Source organism: Psychrobacillus sp. L4 (genome assembly GCF_042944905.1).
Taxonomy (GTDB): Bacteria; Bacillota; Bacilli; order Bacillales_A; family Planococcaceae; genus Psychrobacillus.
Genome location: NZ_CP168496.1, coordinates 1,548,750 through 1,564,850 on the forward strand (window position 1 = coordinate 1,548,750; position 16,101 = coordinate 1,564,850).

19 protein-coding genes are annotated in these 16,101 nt (G+C 35.7%); 17 read left to right on the forward strand and 2 right to left on the reverse strand.

What is annotated here, in order from left to right; genetic code table 11:
• Positions 1–178 precede the first annotated feature (178 nt).
• The 4 genes from ACEPXG_RS07235 (at position 179) to ACEPXG_RS07250 (ending at position 1,919) form a co-directional block, all read left to right on the forward strand.
• Positions 179–340: a hypothetical protein gene (locus ACEPXG_RS07235; protein ID WP_391208865.1), complete on the forward strand. Its 162-nt coding sequence runs from the start codon at positions 179–181 to the stop codon at positions 338–340.
• Between the two features lie 40 nt (positions 341–380).
• Positions 381–1,061: an HAD family hydrolase gene (locus ACEPXG_RS07240; RefSeq protein ID WP_391208867.1), complete on the forward strand. Its 681-nt coding sequence runs from the start codon at positions 381–383 to the stop codon at positions 1,059–1,061.
• 30 nt (positions 1,062–1,091) lie between these two features.
• Entirely contained in the window at positions 1,092–1,406 is a 315-nt protein-coding gene (locus ACEPXG_RS07245; protein ID WP_391208870.1) for a DUF4279 domain-containing protein, read from the forward strand.
• A 216-nt stretch (positions 1,407–1,622) separates the two neighbouring features.
• Positions 1,623–1,919: a TIGR04104 family putative zinc finger protein gene (locus ACEPXG_RS07250; RefSeq protein WP_391208872.1), complete on the forward strand. Its 297-nt coding sequence runs from the start codon at positions 1,623–1,625 to the stop codon at positions 1,917–1,919.
• Positions 1,920–2,297: 378 nt separating this feature from the next.
• Here the strand turns inward: ACEPXG_RS07250 and ACEPXG_RS07255 are convergent, their stop codons facing one another.
• Positions 2,298–3,200 (reverse strand): aldo/keto reductase, encoded by a 903-nt coding sequence (locus ACEPXG_RS07255; protein ID WP_391208874.1) that lies wholly within the window; start codon positions 3,198–3,200, stop codon positions 2,298–2,300.
• Positions 3,201–3,269: 69 nt separating this feature from the next.
• Between ACEPXG_RS07255 and ACEPXG_RS07260 the strand changes: the two genes are divergently transcribed.
• The 13 genes from ACEPXG_RS07260 (at position 3,270) to ACEPXG_RS07320 (ending at position 15,561) form a co-directional block, all read left to right on the forward strand.
• Positions 3,270–3,818, forward strand: a complete 549-nt coding sequence (locus ACEPXG_RS07260) for an NUDIX hydrolase (protein WP_391208875.1) — start codon at positions 3,270–3,272, stop codon at positions 3,816–3,818.
• A gap of 50 nt (positions 3,819–3,868) precedes the next feature.
• On the forward strand, positions 3,869–4,336 hold the full coding sequence (locus ACEPXG_RS07265; RefSeq protein ID WP_391208878.1) for a hypothetical protein: 468 nt from the start codon (positions 3,869–3,871) through the stop codon (positions 4,334–4,336).
• An 86-nt stretch (positions 4,337–4,422) separates the two neighbouring features.
• Positions 4,423–4,866 (forward strand): Fur family transcriptional regulator, encoded by a 444-nt coding sequence (locus ACEPXG_RS07270; protein ID WP_151699590.1) that lies wholly within the window; start codon positions 4,423–4,425, stop codon positions 4,864–4,866.
• A 53-nt stretch (positions 4,867–4,919) separates the two neighbouring features.
• Complete coding sequence (gene xerD, locus ACEPXG_RS07275; RefSeq protein WP_391208881.1) at positions 4,920–5,822, forward strand: site-specific tyrosine recombinase XerD; 903 nt, start codon at positions 4,920–4,922, stop codon at positions 5,820–5,822.
• 73 nt (positions 5,823–5,895) lie between these two features.
• Positions 5,896–7,074 carry a phosphopentomutase gene (gene deoB / locus ACEPXG_RS07280; RefSeq protein WP_391208883.1) on the forward strand — a complete coding sequence of 393 codons (1,179 nt, stop codon included), beginning with the start codon at positions 5,896–5,898 and terminating at the stop codon, positions 7,072–7,074.
• Positions 7,075–7,103: 29 nt separating this feature from the next.
• Positions 7,104–8,393, forward strand: a complete 1,290-nt coding sequence (locus ACEPXG_RS07285) for a thymidine phosphorylase (RefSeq protein WP_391208885.1) — start codon at positions 7,104–7,106, stop codon at positions 8,391–8,393.
• Between the two features lie 427 nt (positions 8,394–8,820).
• Positions 8,821–9,777, forward strand: coding sequence for an NAD(P)-dependent alcohol dehydrogenase (locus ACEPXG_RS07290; RefSeq protein ID WP_391208887.1), 957 nt, complete (start codon positions 8,821–8,823; stop codon positions 9,775–9,777).
• Between the two features lie 843 nt (positions 9,778–10,620).
• Positions 10,621–10,977, forward strand: a complete 357-nt coding sequence (locus ACEPXG_RS07295; protein WP_151699596.1) for an anti-sigma factor antagonist — start codon at positions 10,621–10,623, stop codon at positions 10,975–10,977.
• The gene (gene spoIIAB, locus ACEPXG_RS07300; RefSeq protein WP_391208891.1) at positions 10,967–11,413 is read left to right on the forward strand and encodes an anti-sigma F factor; all 447 of its coding nucleotides are present in this window, start codon (positions 10,967–10,969) and stop codon (positions 11,411–11,413) included. The genes ACEPXG_RS07295 and spoIIAB overlap by 11 nt, the downstream gene beginning before the upstream one ends.
• Positions 11,413–12,198, forward strand: coding sequence for a SigF/SigG family RNA polymerase sporulation sigma factor (locus ACEPXG_RS07305; RefSeq protein WP_391208893.1), 786 nt, complete (start codon positions 11,413–11,415; stop codon positions 12,196–12,198). The genes spoIIAB and ACEPXG_RS07305 overlap by 1 nt, the downstream gene beginning before the upstream one ends.
• 26 nt (positions 12,199–12,224) lie before the next feature.
• The gene (locus ACEPXG_RS07310) at positions 12,225–13,643 is read left to right on the forward strand and encodes a spore germination protein (RefSeq protein ID WP_391209826.1); all 1,419 of its coding nucleotides are present in this window, start codon (positions 12,225–12,227) and stop codon (positions 13,641–13,643) included.
• 69 nt (positions 13,644–13,712) lie between these two features.
• Positions 13,713–15,029 carry a diaminopimelate decarboxylase gene (gene lysA, locus ACEPXG_RS07315; RefSeq protein WP_391208896.1) on the forward strand — a complete coding sequence of 439 codons (1,317 nt, stop codon included), beginning with the start codon at positions 13,713–13,715 and terminating at the stop codon, positions 15,027–15,029.
• Between the two features lie 172 nt (positions 15,030–15,201).
• Entirely contained in the window at positions 15,202–15,561 is a 360-nt protein-coding gene (locus ACEPXG_RS07320) for a GNAT family N-acetyltransferase (RefSeq protein ID WP_391208898.1), read from the forward strand.
• A gap of 2 nt (positions 15,562–15,563) precedes the next feature.
• Here the strand turns inward: ACEPXG_RS07320 and ACEPXG_RS07325 are convergent, their stop codons facing one another.
• Complete coding sequence (locus ACEPXG_RS07325; RefSeq protein WP_391208900.1) at positions 15,564–16,070, reverse strand: DUF309 domain-containing protein; 507 nt, start codon at positions 16,068–16,070, stop codon at positions 15,564–15,566.
• Between the last annotated feature and the right edge of the window lie 31 nt (positions 16,071–16,101).

Below are 16,101 nucleotides of genomic sequence, written 5' to 3' on the forward strand. Positions count from 1 at the left end.
ATCCTTTGCTTTAGCGTTAAAAGTGTAGCCGAGGTGTAGTACAAAGCACTCGGGAATTGGTGAAGTCCAGATGCTCTTAAAGGGAGCATGGGCTTTTCTTATATTATTTTTCTGCTCTTGGGATTTATATAAGTTATTGCGAATTAAGTTATAACTTTTTTGGAGGTATTTGTAATGGATGTGTGGAATACATACAAATTGTGGATCGTATGTGGAAAGGAAATATGCCATAGTAGTTGCCTTTAACAAACAAATGATTAACTGGAGTATGGACGCAGTATATTATGCGATTGATTATAAAGGAAAGAAACTACTAGCGAAAATGAATTGTTTAACATAGCTTCTTCTATCAACTACAAATACCAGGGGAGTAGATTCGAATGATTAAAGCTGTATTATTTGATCTAGATGGAACTTTATTAGATCGTGACGAATCAATAAGAAATTTTATAGATAATCAATACGAACGATTGATAAATAGCTTAGCTCATATACCAAAAGAAAAATATAGGACAAGATTCTTAGAGTTAGATAGTCACGGATATGTCTGGAAAGATAAAGTGTATCAACAACTAGTAAAAGAATTCAAAATACAGGATATTAGTTGGGAATTTTTACTGCAAGACTATATAAATGAATTCAAGAATTTTTGCGTTCCTTTTCCTAATCTTCACAATGTGTTAGAAGGGTTAAAAGAGAACAATCTTATTCTAGGCATGATTACAAATGGCTATGGGCAGTTTCAGATGGATAATATCGAGGTATTGGGAATTGAAAAGTATTTTGATACGATTTTAGTATCGGAAACGGAAGGAATAAAAAAAACAAATCCAGAAATATTCGAGCGAGCATTAAAGCGCCTTCATGTTGTTCCTAGTGAAAGTATATTTGTTGGAGACCATCCGGAAAACGATGTGAAAGCATCTGAATTCGTAGGAATGACAGGCGTTTGGAAAAAAGATAATCAATGGGGTACATTTGAGACTGATTATACTGTTGAAGATTTATCGGAACTTCCGAATATTATAAAGAAATTGAATGATGAAAGCAGCCCGAAATAATCATAGATTGAATATAAAGGAGGTGAAAAAATGGAAAGGGAATGTGTTTTTATAAGGTTTAGCATCGTGTCAGATGATTGGCCAGTAGATGAATTTACGACAAAGATAGGTATAACTCCCACAACATTATATAAAGTTGGGGATGACTATATACGTGGAAATAGACTAACTAAACGATTTGAAACGGTATGGAGCATAGAATCTGGTGAAATGCCAATGCGCTATGGAGAAGATGCAGACAGGAGATTCTTTGAATCGGTCATTGCTCCTTTAAAACCACATCTCAAACTAATAAATGCTTATAAAGAAGAACATAATCTTACTTGTATATTTTTCGTTCATTAGAACTTTTACAATGCTCAAACGCCTGGCATGCGTTTGGATCCGACCATTATTACCTTTGCGCATAGTATAGGGGCTATCATTGATATTTATATCGATAACGAAACAGACTGGGAAGACGAGGAATGAGTGTCAGGTTAATTCATACATTTCGCTGTGTAGTTAGTGAAGTAATTATTAATGATATCAGCTTATGTCAATATAGAAAGGGAGAGGGTAATGACCATACAAAAATGTGATAAATGCAATAAACGATTTAGTTGGAGTAAAATCTACAAATATCTAATTGTTTCATACAGACCAATTAGTTGTAGTCAATGTAATACTCCACATAGGATTACTTTCTTTTCTAGGATCATAGTATCAATTGTAATAGTTCTGCCATTGTCGATCTTCCTCTTTTTGATACCAGATCAACTATCGTTAACTACTTTTACGATTGTATCCTGTTTAACTATCTATTTTGCCATCACATCTGCATTTTTTCCTTTTTTGGTGAAGTACAACTCTTATTAGAAAGTAACATTTATATATTGTGAATATTACGCGTGACGCTTGAATTTCACTATGGTCGGTGGAAATAGAGAAAAATAAGTAGTATCCATTGATAAAAAAGCTGTGAGCGGACGAAATTGTATCTTCGTCCGCTTTTAAAAGAGTAGGAAAGAATTTTATCTTCCATTATCCTAACCAAATGCATCATTTCTTTACACATTTCAAGAGAGCGACGGACAAACATCCGCCACAAGATTACCGAAAAAAGTGGATCGTGAAGTGACGCAGTCACTTCACGATCCACAAAAATTCCAACGGAAATAGTGTAGTTGATGTTTCTTCCGAAGCCCTCGAGAAATAGAAAAGACAAGATACACTTAAAGGGCTTTTGCGTTATTCTTATAACCGATGTTCTTTATACACATCTTGCTTGGTAATCTCACTAGCTTTTAGTAGAATATCTTTAGAAACTGGCTGGTTGTAAGCTTCGATCGATTGTAAAAGCTGCTCCGTACTACTTGCACCAATAATTAGAGAACCTGTCACTTTTTGTTGTAAAACATACTGAAGTGCAACAGAAGTAATAGGTGTATCTAATGCTTGCAGTTGTTCAATCACTGAGATTAATTCTGCGTTAGAATAAGATAAATATTCCGAAGTTTTATTCGCTCTATTCATACCTTCAAAAGTTAATAACCCTTTTGCTAATGTACCGCGACTCAACAACGAAACATCATTTTTTTCTAACAAGGAGAACCATTCCTCTGGTCTTCTATCCAATAAACTATATTGCATCATTATGGATACCGCGTTGCTTTTCTTCAAAAATCGATCAATTACAGTTGGTCGAATAGAAGAAATACCGTATTCTCGAATAAGACCTTCTTTTTTCAATGAATCCATCGAATCAATCACTTCATCGACATCATCTTCCATTGTTCCTCCGTGTAATTGATAGATATCAATATAATCTGTTTGGAGACGTTGTAAAGATTTGTGAACTGCGGAAGTTATCCACTTTTTGGAAGGATCCCATGACCAACCTTCCCCCGAATCATTCAAACGGTTGCCTACTTTTGTTGCGAGAATAATATCTTTTCGATTATTTTTTAATGCATTTCCGACAATCTTTTCATTTTCTCCATTATCGTATAAATCTGCCGTATCAAAATAAGTAATACAGTTCTCTAATGCAAATTGAATAATCTTATTGGCATCTTGTTGATTAGTCGGAAGCGACATACAACCAAGTCCAATCTCAGAAACAGTTATATTACTTTTACCTAATTGTCTTTTTCTCAATTTTCAACACGTCCTTTTCTACATGTTACAATGTGTAATAGTTAGTTACAAATGAAAGGAAGATAAAATATGAAAAAATTCGAGGAAAAAACGATTACATCTGACTTTAAATACAAGGGTCGAGTGATTACTTTGCAAGTAGATGAAGTTTTGCTTCCGAACGGTAAAACTAGCAATAGAGAGATTGTGAAACATCCAGGAGCGGTTGCTGTAATGGCTATAACAGAGGACAAGAAGATTATTTTAGTGGAACAATATCGAAAAGCATTAGAACGATCCATCATAGAAATTCCTGCCGGTAAAATAGAGCCTGGAGAGCCACCTGAAGTGACTGCACGAAGAGAATTAGAAGAAGAGACAGGATATACATCTAGTAACCTACAATATGTTCAATCTTTTGCCACATCTCCAGGGTTTGCAGATGAAATTATTCATCTCTATTTTGCAGAAAACATTGAGAAAATGACAGGAAAAGCAGATCTAGATGAGGATGAGTTTGTAGAATTAGTTTATGTATCAATCAAAGAAATGGAATCATTAATAAAAAATAAACAAATATATGATGCCAAAACGGCTTTTGCTTTTCTTTGGTTAAAAGATTATTTAAAAGAAGCATGAAGTAACTTTGTACAAGCATATGATGAAAATAGATAGGGAGGTGTTCCAATTTGAACCAAACTTATACTATTTTCATTTCATTATGCGTACTAGTTTTTAGTTTTATCGGGGGTTTAATTCTTTTTGAAAAAAGCACAGCAGAGCAGCAGCAATGGATTATTCATCTCTTGGACGCTCGTGTTCTTTTAGTAGAACAACCTACTTTTCTAGAAACAATTTTTCCGCATTTGATGATCGCTATTGTGTTTTTTTTATTCTATCAACATCCTTTTTTACGAAAACTTATTCTGGTGATTTGTGCTTTTAAAATTTCGTTTTACGGGTTTTGCTCCAGTTATTTGCTCCAAACACAGGCTTCCACATTTCCGTATGTGTTTTGGTGGTTTCCGTTTCAACTAGTTTATTGTGTTCTTCTTCTTGCATTAGCAAATCGAGTCAATTTGTTTGCGTTATCCTTGTATTCTATTATCATCATAATAGAATACTTCTTAATACCATTTATATTATATAATAATTAATATCTATTAATAATTATTACTAAGTGAATCCCTTGTCATAATAATTCACTATTTGGTATAATGGAAGAAGTTTAAGGAGGCGTCACATGGAAAGCCGTATTGATCGAATAAAAAAACAATTATCTGGTGCGAGCTATAAACTGACGCCACAGCGTGAAGCGACAGTCCGGATTTTGCTTGAAAATGAAGAAGATCATTTAAGTGCAGAAGATGTATTTTTACTAGTTAGAGAGATATCACCTGACATAGGACTTGCTACAGTTTATCGTACACTAGAATTATTAAATGAATTGAATGTGGTGGATAAAATTCAATTTGGAGATGGCGTATCACGCTATGATTTGAGACAAGAAGGAGCAGCTCATTTCCATCATCATCTTGTTTGTATAGAATGCGGAGCTGTGGATGAAATACAAGAAGATTTGTTAGAAGACGTAGAAGCAATTGTGGAAAGGAAATGGAACTTTATCATTAAAGACCATCGATTAACCTTTCACGGAATTTGTTATCGTTGCCAAGAAGATAAATAAACAAAAAAAGGATAGCAAATCGCTATCCTTTTTTTGATAGGAGGTAGATAAAATTGGAAAATGGATTGCTTTATTTAGAGGATTATTTGCATTTTTTGCGTATTGAGCGACAATTAGCAGATAACACGCTAATTTCCTATAAAAAGGATTTAACCGATTATTTACGGCATATTTTTAACATCCAACAATTACATAGTTTAGATAATGTAGAACGGCAGCATATTATTAACCATCTTAGAAAATTAAAAACGGAAGGAAAAAGTCCGAGATCGATTGCAAGGCATATTTCATCTATTCGTTCTTTTCACCAGTTTCTATTGCGCGAAAAAGTGACTAATCAGGATCCTACTATCCATCTGGAAATACCACAAATGGAACAAAAATTACCTAGTTTTCTTTCAGTGGAAGAGTTAAACGGTTTGTTAAATAGTATAGATACTTCTAAGCCGCAAGGTGTCCGTGATTTAGCAATGTTTGAGCTCATGTATGCAAGTGGTATGCGTATTAGTGAGTGTTTAAACTTGGATTTAGAAGATTTACATCTAACTATGGGATTTGTACGTGTATTTGGTAAAGGTGGCAAAGAACGTATTATACCTCTAGGAGGTGCTGCTATTCGTGCTTGCACGACCTATATAGAAGAAGCTAGACCAAAATTGCTAAAATCAACCGAACGCACAGATGCAATTTTCGTCAATCAAAGAGGAAAGCGTTTGACAAGACAAGGAATTTGGAAATTATTAAATAAGCACACGGTAAATGCAGGAATACAAAAAGAGATTACACCGCATATATTGCGCCATTCATTCGCTACGCATTTAATAGAAAATGGAGCGGATTTGCGTGCTGTGCAAGAGATGCTAGGACATGCAGATATTTCTACTACCCAAATATATACGCATGTCAGTAAAACGAGATTAAAAGAAGTTTATAAACAATTCCATCCAAGAGCATAATTTGTCAGAGGTCTGACGTGTACATTATTAAAAAATTTGGTAAACTAGAAGAAAATAGTAGGAGGGAATAAAGATGAACAAATTTAAACGTATTCACGTAATCGTTATGGACTCTGTAGGAATCGGAGAAGCACCAGATGCGGCCGATTTTGGGGATGTAGGTTCCCATACATTAGGTCATATCGCGGAGAAAATGAATGGTCTGAACATGCCTGAAATGCAAAAACTTGGGCTTGGAAATATAGATGCTATTAAAGGTATAGAACAAGTGGAAAATCCAACAGCGTATTTTGGAAAAATGCAGGAAGCTTCTGTAGGGAAGGACACGATGACCGGGCATTGGGAAATTATGGGTTTGAACATAGATAAACCATTTAAAGTCTATCCTGAAGGTTTTCCGGACGAATTGATTTCAGCACTAGAAGAAAAAATAGGGCGAAAAGTAATTGGAAATAAACCAGCAAGTGGTACAGGAATTCTAGATGAGCTTGGCGAAGAACATATGAAAACAGGCGCAATTATTGTTTATACATCTGCTGATCCAGTGTTGCAAATCGCAGCTCATGAAGGAATAATTCCACTTGAAGAACTTTATCATATTTGTGAAGTTGCAAGAGAAATGACTCTTTCACCAGAATTTTTGGTTGGTCGAATTATTGCTCGTCCATTTATCGGAGAGCCAGGAAACTTTGTTCGTACTTCCAATAGACATGATTATGCGCTAAAACCATTTGGTCGAACTGCAATGAATGAATTAATGGATGCGGGATTAGATGTTTTAGCAATAGGTAAAATTTATGACATATTTAACGCAGAAGGAATTACTTCTACCGAACGTACGAAAGACAATATGGACGGAATGGATAAACTCATCACAACATTAGACAAAGACTTTACTGGAATAAGCTTTTTAAACTTAGTAGACTTCGATGCATCTTTCGGACATCGTCGTGACCCAATTGGATACGGTAAAGCATTGGAAGAGTTTGATGCTCGTTTAAAAGAAGTTTTGCCGAAGTTAACAGAAGAAGATTTACTAATTATTACGGCAGACCATGGAAACGATCCAACTATGCCAGGTACGGATCATACGCGAGAATTTGTTCCGTTAACCGTCTATTCTCCAGCACTAAAAGAAATAAAGGAATTACCGCTACGTATGACATTTGCTGATATAGGTGCAACTATTGCCGAGAACTTTGGAGTAGCTAAAACAGCATTCGGTGAAAGCTTTTTATCTTTACTTAAATAGAAGAATAAGATGGGAGAGGTGTAGTTATTATGAATATGCTTGAGCTGATTGATAAGAAAAAAAGAAACAATTCATTAACAGAAGAAGAAATACAATATATGATAACGAATTATACAAATGATGATATTCCAGACTATCAAATGAGTTCCATGCTTATGGCAATATTAATTAATGGGATGAACGATAAAGAAACAGCTTGGCTAACAAAAGCAATGGTTGATTCAGGAGATGTAATTGATTTGTCATCAATCGAAGGTTTTAAGGTGGATAAACATAGTACTGGAGGAATTGGGGACAAAATTAGCTTACTAGTCGCACCAATTCTAGCATCATTAAATATTCCTGTTGCTAAAATGAGTGGAAGAGGGCTAGGCATTACTGGTGGTACAGTAGACAAGCTAGAGTCAATCAATGGTTTTCACGTTGAATTAGAATCGGAAGAGTTCATTAAGCAAGTGAACGAACATAAAATAGCTATAGTTGGACAATCTGGAAACTTAACACCTGCAGACAAAAAACTTTACGCTTTAAGAGATGTGACTGGTACAGTAGATTCGATTCCGCTAATCGCCTCCTCTATTATGAGTAAAAAGATTGCAAGTGGAGCGGATGGTATTGTTTTAGATGTTAAATGTGGTAAAGGTGCATTTATGAAGGATTTAGAGCATGCTACTGAATTGGCTTCTACAATGATTAGTATAGGTGAAAACTTAGGTAGAAAAGTAGCAGTAGTTATTACGGATATGAATCAACCGTTAGGTCATAATATCGGAAATAAACTAGAAGTTGCAGAAGCGCATGATTTTCTAAGTAACTATAAAGAAAGTGAACAAGGTTTACTTGATGTGACAATAGCTATTTCTTCTAAAATGTATCAGTTAGCAACTGGAGTAAATGAAGAAGAAGCAGAACAAAAAGTATTAGAAACACTTTCAAATGGTGAAGCATTAGATAAATTCAAAGAATTCATTACTGCTCAAGGTGGGGATTCAACTGATATACTTGCTAAAAATACGAAGCATCAGATTGAAGTAAAAGCATTAAAAGATGGGTATATTCAGTTGATTGATGCTGAAATGATTGGTAAGTCTTCTTTATTAATTGGAGCGGGAAGATTAACAAAAGCAGATATTCTTGATTTCGATGCTGGAGTTAAATTAGTAGCACTAACAGGGCAACAAGTAAAAAAAGGTGATACTTTAGCTATTTTGTATTCAAATAAAGATGAAGTTACTGAATCGGTAAAATTAATCGAAGATGCCTACACAATCACAAATGCTGAACCAGTAAAGAAAAATTCCATCTTAAAAATAATGTAAAAGATCATATGTAAATGCCATGGAGGCGCTAGCACAGCTAGCGCTTCCATGGCATTTTATTTGTAAATAGCGTATTTAGGGTGTTTTATGGGCATATAGCCTCGCTTCACGAGCTTATAGCGTTGCTTTAGGGGTATATGGAATCGGTATGGGCTTATACAATCCGTTTAGGGGAGGATAGCCACACTTTATAGGCATAGTGCGACTTAGCGCTTGTATGTCTCCACGCTTGCCGTTAATGCACACCAAATTTGTTCTAATACTAAGGTTAATAAGAATATAGATAAAGGGAACTGATTATTGTCCAAAATACTATGACTAAATTAACTAAACTGAGTAAAGGGATTTGTGGCTATTTAAGCGAATCATATAAAAGAATAACGAATAACGAATAACGAATTGTCAAAGTACCTTGGAGGTTAGTGAGATGAGAGCAGCCGTTTACAGTTCGTATGGATCCCCGGAGGTCCTTAGGATAAATGAAGTTGAACTACCATCTATAAAGAATGACGATCGTGTACTGATCAGAGTGCATAACGCTTCGGTCAATCAATTTGATTGTCTATATCGGAAGGGTTATTTGCCTACCAGATTAAATAATGGTCTTAAAAAACCAAAATCATCAATATTGGGGATTGACGTTTCGGGTATCGTTGAAGCGGTCGGTAAAAATGTACAAAGATTTAAAGTTGGCGACTATGTCTACGGAAGCTGCTTCGGATCCCATGCAGAATATGTCTGCCCTCCACAGAGTAGACTGAGTCATATGCCGAAAAACATAACTTTCGAACAGGCTGCAGCCGTGCCATGTGCTGCTCAAACAGCTCTTCAGGCATTGCGGGACGTAGCAAAGATAAAATCGGGGCAAAAGGTTTTGATCTACGGAGCTTCGGGGGGGGTCGGTCACTTTGCAATTCAGCTTGCCAATTACTACGGGGCTGAGGTAACCGCAGTTTGTAGCACCTCGAATCTGCAGTGGGTGAAAGATCTCGGCGCACATTACGTGCTCGATTATACGAAAGAAGACTTCTCGAAAAACGGACAAAAGTACGATATCGTACTGGATGCTGTAAGTAAACGGACCTTTTTTGGTTGTTTAGGTTCACTAACCGAGAATGGTGTCTATATAACAGAAAACCCCCTCTATCCTATGTATCACCCAGTTCAGTTACTGGTAGGTTCCTTGCTCGGTCGAAAGAAAGCTAAGCTGCATCTAGCAAAGCCTAATAACATGGATCTAGAATTCTTGCGTGGGCTTATAGAGGAAGAGAAAGTAAAACCAGTTATAGAGAAATGTTATCCTTTGGATCAAATCGTAGATGCCCATAGGCATGTAGAAAGCGGACGTACAAAAGGGAAGGTAGTCCTTCAAATCAAATCTTAATTAACATACGTTGAACCTTAAAGGATTCACGCTATTAATTTCGCTGCGCTCGATGCAGGGTCTTGACTTTCTTGCTAAGTCGCCGCCTTTCGCTTCAATCTATTCTATGTTAATCTTGCTTTTTTTTACTTTTTCTGTAAAAAATTTAACTGATTCTGTGTGAATATGATTAGAGCTGGTGGACCTGTAGAGAAATAGATAGCAATCATTGATAAAGAAGTTCTGAGCGGACGAAATTGTATCTTAGTCCGTCTTTAAAAGAGTAAGAAAGCATCTTATCTCTCATTATCCAAACCAAATGCATCAATTCTTTACATATTTCAAGAGGGCGACGGACAAACACCCGCCAAAAGATTACCGAAAAAATGGATCGTGAAGTGACGGAGTCACTTCACGATCCATAACACTAAAAGTAATAGTGTACCTGATGTTTCGTCCAGAGCACTCGGGAAATATTGAAAACAAGATGCACTTAAAGAACGCTTGCGCTTTTATTATCTATTAGTTTCAAATTGATATCGGATACCGTTGTAGCGCTCGGCAGAACTGAAGGTGAATTTTTTTCTTATTTGGAGAAGTTTCCGCTCGATTCTTCGCCCGCGGTAAGCTTCGGAAAACAATAAGATAGACTAATTATTAAATAAATAGGCATCTTGTTAAGGTTTATAAAAACTTTTACGAGATGCCTATTTTTTGATTAAAAAAATGTTAATGTTCCCATACTATGAATGAATAATTCTATGTCGAAAATCGACTAAAAAACAATGATTTTTTCTACTTTTGTCAAGCACAAGGAATTTTAGCTATTGATGGTGAATTGTGCTATCAAGAGGAGGCGATTATATGTATCACGAAGTAGAAAAAGTCGGTGAAGAGATTATTATTATTCGATTAAAAGGTGAATTAGATCATCATGGTACGCATGATATACGAAATGAAATAGTACCGATGATCAAAAATGGCTCTATTAAAGTATTAGTTTGGAATTTAAAAGATTTACATTTTATGGACAGCTCGGGTATTGGTCTTATTCTTGGTAGGATGCGGGAATTGGCGCCTAAAGAAGGTCAGACAATTATTGTAAATCCATCTCCTACAATGAAGAAGATTTTTCAGTTTGCGGGGTTAAGCCCATATATTTATAACGAATCAGAAATTGAAATTATGTCAAATTTAGGGGGCATTGTATATGGACAATGAGATTACATTATCTTTTATTGCTAAAAGTGAGAATGAAGCGTTAGCTAGAATGGTAATGTCTAGCTTTATTGCCGCAATTGATCCAACCATTGAAGAGTTATCGGAATTTAAGACTGTTATTTCAGAAGCAGTAACAAATGCGATTGTACATGGATACGAAGAAGATGGTGTCGGGAAAATTGATATTCATGCACAAAGAAGCAATAGAGAAATAATTGTTTCTATCGTTGATTATGGACGAGGAATTCAAGATGTTAACCAAGCACGAGAACCCTTATTTACGACGAAGCCAGAGGAAGAACGGTCAGGAATGGGATTCACGATTATGGAAAGTTTTAGCGATGATGTGGACATTTATTCCATTCCTAATAGGGGGACTACTGTAACTATTACGAAGAAATTTGTACCAATTCAAGAATCTTGTAGGATCGTCTAATGATGAATAATAAGCCGTCTATTTTACTTACACAAGAAAAAATGAGAGAGCTAATTGCATTATCGCAAGATGGGGATAAACTAGCTAGACAGCAAATGATTGAAGGTAATACGAGGCTTGTTTGGTCGATTGTGCAACGATTTGCATCTAGAGGCGCTGACTTGGAAGATTTGTTTCAAATTGGTTGCATTGGACTCATGAAATCCGTGGACAAATTTGATCTTAGTTATGAAGTAAAGTTTTCTACTTATGCAGTTCCAATGATTATAGGCGAAATTCAGCGTTTTTTAAGAGATGATGGTATGGTGAAAATTAGTCGCTCGATTAGAGAGCTTAACTTTAAAATTCGTCATGCAACGGATGATTTTTTAAAGACGCATGAACGACAGCCGACCATTTTAGAACTAGCAAGTATTTTAGAAGTTACAAGAGAAGAAATCGTTATGGCAACAGATGCCTTACGAGACCCTGCATCGTTGCAAGAACAACTGTATGAAAATGAAAGCGGCGATGCTTTAACGTTAATGGATCAAATGAAAGATGAGCGTTCAGAAAAGTCGTTCGATCATATCCCTCTTAGAGAGCTGGTTGAAAAATTAGAAAAAAGAGAACAAATGATTATTTATTTGAGATATTACCTAGACTGTACACAAAGCGATATTGCAGAACGACTAGGTATATCTCAAGTCCAAGTATCTAGACTCGAGAAGAAGATATTAACCCAGTTAAAAACGTGGTTAGTACCTGTTGGTTTTGCTAGTAATCAAAAAGTAAAAGACGGGTGATTGATACGAATTCATTATTTTCCAGTATGTCAGAAGCAGAAGAGTTTTTGAAAGAAAAGTTTGGTGTCAATGAATCCTATGATGTTGGGAATTTGCATACACATTTATTTGATTTTCCAGTGTTGCTTATCTATATAAATGGATTAGTAGATGGTGCAGTTCTAACGGAGTTATTGGCAAATGTGCAAGAAAATAAATGGGAAACAGATTTAAATGAAAATAGAGTAATGGAACACTATTTTCCGTATCACTCCATTACTCAATATGATTCAAAAGAAAAATGGCTAGTAGCACTTCTCAGTGGTCAAGTAACATTTATATTGAAGAATGGATCTGTTTATACGATTGATGTTCGGACTTACCCAGGCAGACAGCCAGAAGAACCGGATAACGAAAAAGTAGTAAGAGGATCAAGGGATGGTTTTACGGAAAACATAGTTCAAAATACCGCTCTTATCAGAAGAAGAATCCGTGATACCGACTTACGTTTCGAGTTGCATCAAGTATCTACGATTGGCCAAACGGACATTGCGATTTCTTTTATTAAAGGGATAGCTAACGAAGATAATTTAGCTCAAATTCGAGATAGGATGAACCAAATTCAGCATGATGGGTTCACAATGACGGATAAAGCATTGGAAGAATGGATATTTAAGCAAGGGTTTCATCCGCTTCCATTTGTCCGATTTACAGAAAGACCAGATATTGCAGCGGCACATTTACTGGAAGGACATATCGTAATAATTGTTGATACTTCTCCATCTGTGATCATTGTGCCAACAACTTTATTTCACCATCTTCAACATGCGGAGGAGTATAGACAAGCGCCAATAATTGGTACGATTGTTCGATGGATACGTTTTTCAGGTGTATTACTAAGTCTATTTCTACTGCCGTTTTGGTATTTACTTGCGAAAAATTCTGAATATCTTCCGAATTCATTGGATTTCTTAGGTCCAAAAGATGTAGGTGAAATTCCGTTGTTACTACAGATATTATTTGCGGATGTTGGAATAGAATTTTTGCGGTTAGCGGCGATTCATACACCTACACCTTTGTCGACCGCAATGGGTATTATTGCGGCGTTAGTAATAGGTCAAATGGCCGTCGATGTAGGTTTATTCATTCCAGAAGTGATTTTGTATACAGCAATTACAGCGATATTTACTTTTGCTATACCATCTTATGAGTTAAGTATTAGTACGAAAATTTTTAGAACGTTTCTGTTGCTTAGTACTGCATTATTTGGAGTAAATGGTTTTTTTGTAGCAAATGTATGCTTACTTTGGTATGTATGCTCCGTAAGACCTTTAAATGTCCCGTATTTGTGGCCAGCACTCCCTTTCTTTCCGAAAGCCTTCCTGCGTATTCTAATCAGATTTCCAATGCCGACTAATGCAAAAAGACCATATATTACACGAGCGCCTGTTCGAAAAAGGTCGTGAATAACATTGCAATTTCCTCTTTTACTGTGGTAAAGTTCATATAGAAATAGAGGAAAAGAGGCGGGATACATGGTGATGATATCAAAGCATGCTGTAAATGAAAAAGGTCACTTATTAATAGGTGGAACAGATAGTATAGAATTAGCCAAAACATACGGAACACCACTATTTGTATATGACCTGTCGCTTATTAGAGAACGTGCTCGTGCATTTATCAATACTTTTAAAGAGCAAAATGTACAGGCCCAAGTAGCATATGCAAGTAAAGCCTTTTCAAGTGTAGCGATGTATCAAGTGATGAATCAAGAAAATTTATCCCTTGACGTAGTGTCAGCAGGAGAATTATATACTGCACTAAAGGCAGGATATCCTGTAGAACGTATTCATTTTCACGGGAATAATAAAAGTAAATCGGAATTGCTGCTTGCTCTTGAACATAATATAGGTTGTATCGTGGTAGATAACTTTTATGAAATTGAATTATTAAAAGAATTAACTACTGAACTTAACCAAAAAGTAAATATTTTATTGAGAGTTACTCCAGGGGTAGAGGCACACACGCATGATTATATTACAACTGGTCAACAAGATTCAAAATTTGGCTTTGATTTACTAAATGGACAAGCGGACCGAGCATTTCAAGAAGTTTATCTAGATGATCATATCCAATTACTAGGTTTGCATTGTCATATTGGATCACAAATTTTCGAAACAGCTGGTTTTAAAGTTGCTGCCGAAAAACTTATAAAAAAAATGATTGCGTGGTATAATGAATATAATTTTCAATGTACAGTACTAAATTTAGGTGGAGGATTTGGGATTAAATATACAGATGAAGATACCCCTTTAGAGCCTTCAGTATACGTGAAAGAAATGGTAATAGTCGTGAAAAAGTTAGTTGCAAACACTGATTTTGCGATGCCAGAAATCTGGATTGAACCGGGTCGTTCTCTCGTAGGGGATGCTGGTACTTCTTTATACACAATTGGAGCAGAAAAAGAAGTTCCAAACGTTCGGAATTACCTTGCTGTAGATGGTGGTATGTCAGATAATATTCGACCTGCATTATATGGTGCATTATACGATGCCGTTATTGCGAACAAAATCGACTATAAAATTGAAAAAGAGTATACGATAGCAGGCAAGTGTTGTGAATCAGGGGATAAACTCATTGAACATATTTCATTACCAAAAGCACAGGCTGGGGATGTTTTAGCTATGTTCTGTACGGGTGCGTATGGATATGCTATGGCAAGTAATTACAATCGGTTAACAAGACCTGCAGTCGTTTTCGTGGAGCATGCAAAGCATCAACTAGCAGTAAGACGAGAAACGTTAGAAGATATTGTCCATCTAGATCTTCCTTTAACAATGGAAAAGGAGTGATGAATGGATGAAAAAACAAAATATTATTCTCTTTTTCATGTTGCTATTAGTTGGAATTGGTTGGGGAGTAGTGTATTGGCTCTTTTTTGCTCCGAATGGAAATTTGTAATTTGAATAACTGTCATGTAAGATAGAAAAAGTTTCTTTAAGAAATTAAAAGAGGGTATAACATATGTTGCTACGGTATAAAAAAGCATTTGAGAAAATTTCAATGGGGCTTCTTTCTTTCATGCCTCAAGAAAAAGACGTAAAAAAGTTATTAGAAACAATTCATCAATATGAAACTGATCCGAATTGGCACTTGTTCCTATGGAAAAGGGAAGAGGATTTAGTAGGGATAGTTGGCGTTCGAATGCAAGATTCACATGGAATCATTCAGCATATATCGGTTAATCCTTCCCATCGAGGGGAAGGTATTGGGAGAGAAATGATTCAAAATTTGCCATCTATTCTACATACAACATCTATTCAACCATCAGATGATACAAAATCTTTTTTTGAAAAATGTCAAATGGAAAATGAAGAGGAATGACGTTAACATCTGTCATCTCTTCTTTTTTTGCTTTTTTCTCGTTCTTCAAGTATTTCTGAACGATCCCTTAGCATATGCTTATGAATAAGATAATCTAATGCTTCTCTATTTTCGATCTTTCTTTTGTTCACTAAAGTTAGTAATTTGGAATCTTTAATCTGAATGGAAAAAGCTTGAAATGCACTCGCTTTTTGCATGAGTGCAAGCGAGATAGTTGTAGCTTGCAAAATTTGTTCATAGTCAATTGTTTCAAAAAAAGAAGAATCACTTGTTTGGATTAATCGTTTGATACTCGTACTCATTGTTTTAATTGCGCCTGTAATATTTCCTCTTCGCCAATGATACATACTAGTGGAAATAAGTATTAAAGCCGTTAAGGGATGATCTTTTTGTCTTGGAGCAACCTCTTTCCAATAATCTTCTAACACTTCGTGGCATTCAAAATAATCGGTGGTTTCATTAAATTCTTTTAGAAATTGTACAAAATTAGGATGGAATGTAGGATGCAATATAATCACCTTTCCTCTATAATGATGTTAA

Bases quoted from the DNA above. Each gene is read 5' to 3' on its own strand.
- ACEPXG_RS07235 (WP_391208865.1), top strand. From the start codon at position 179: ATGTGTGGAATACATACAAATTGTGGATCGTATGTGGAAAGGAAATAT.
- ACEPXG_RS07240 (WP_391208867.1), top strand. From the start codon at position 381: ATGATTAAAGCTGTATTATTTGATCTAGATGGAACTTTATTAGATCGT.
- ACEPXG_RS07245 (WP_391208870.1), top strand. From the start codon at position 1,092: ATGGAAAGGGAATGTGTTTTTATAAGGTTTAGCATCGTGTCAGATGAT.
- ACEPXG_RS07250 (WP_391208872.1), top strand. From the start codon at position 1,623: ATGACCATACAAAAATGTGATAAATGCAATAAACGATTTAGTTGGAGT.
- ACEPXG_RS07260 (WP_391208875.1), top strand. From the start codon at position 3,270: ATGAAAAAATTCGAGGAAAAAACGATTACATCTGACTTTAAATACAAG.
- ACEPXG_RS07270 (WP_151699590.1), top strand. From the start codon at position 4,423: ATGGAAAGCCGTATTGATCGAATAAAAAAACAATTATCTGGTGCGAGC.
- deoB (WP_391208883.1), top strand. From the start codon at position 5,896: ATGAACAAATTTAAACGTATTCACGTAATCGTTATGGACTCTGTAGGA.
- ACEPXG_RS07285 (WP_391208885.1), top strand. From the start codon at position 7,104: ATGAATATGCTTGAGCTGATTGATAAGAAAAAAAGAAACAATTCATTA.
- ACEPXG_RS07290 (WP_391208887.1), top strand. From the start codon at position 8,821: ATGAGAGCAGCCGTTTACAGTTCGTATGGATCCCCGGAGGTCCTTAGG.
- ACEPXG_RS07295 (WP_151699596.1), top strand. From the start codon at position 10,621: ATGTATCACGAAGTAGAAAAAGTCGGTGAAGAGATTATTATTATTCGA.
- spoIIAB (WP_391208891.1), top strand. From the start codon at position 10,967: ATGGACAATGAGATTACATTATCTTTTATTGCTAAAAGTGAGAATGAA.
- ACEPXG_RS07305 (WP_391208893.1), top strand. From the start codon at position 11,413: ATGATGAATAATAAGCCGTCTATTTTACTTACACAAGAAAAAATGAGA.
- ACEPXG_RS07310 (WP_391209826.1), top strand. From the start codon at position 12,225: ATGTCAGAAGCAGAAGAGTTTTTGAAAGAAAAGTTTGGTGTCAATGAA.
- lysA (WP_391208896.1), top strand. From the start codon at position 13,713: ATGGTGATGATATCAAAGCATGCTGTAAATGAAAAAGGTCACTTATTA.
- ACEPXG_RS07320 (WP_391208898.1), top strand. From the start codon at position 15,202: ATGTTGCTACGGTATAAAAAAGCATTTGAGAAAATTTCAATGGGGCTT.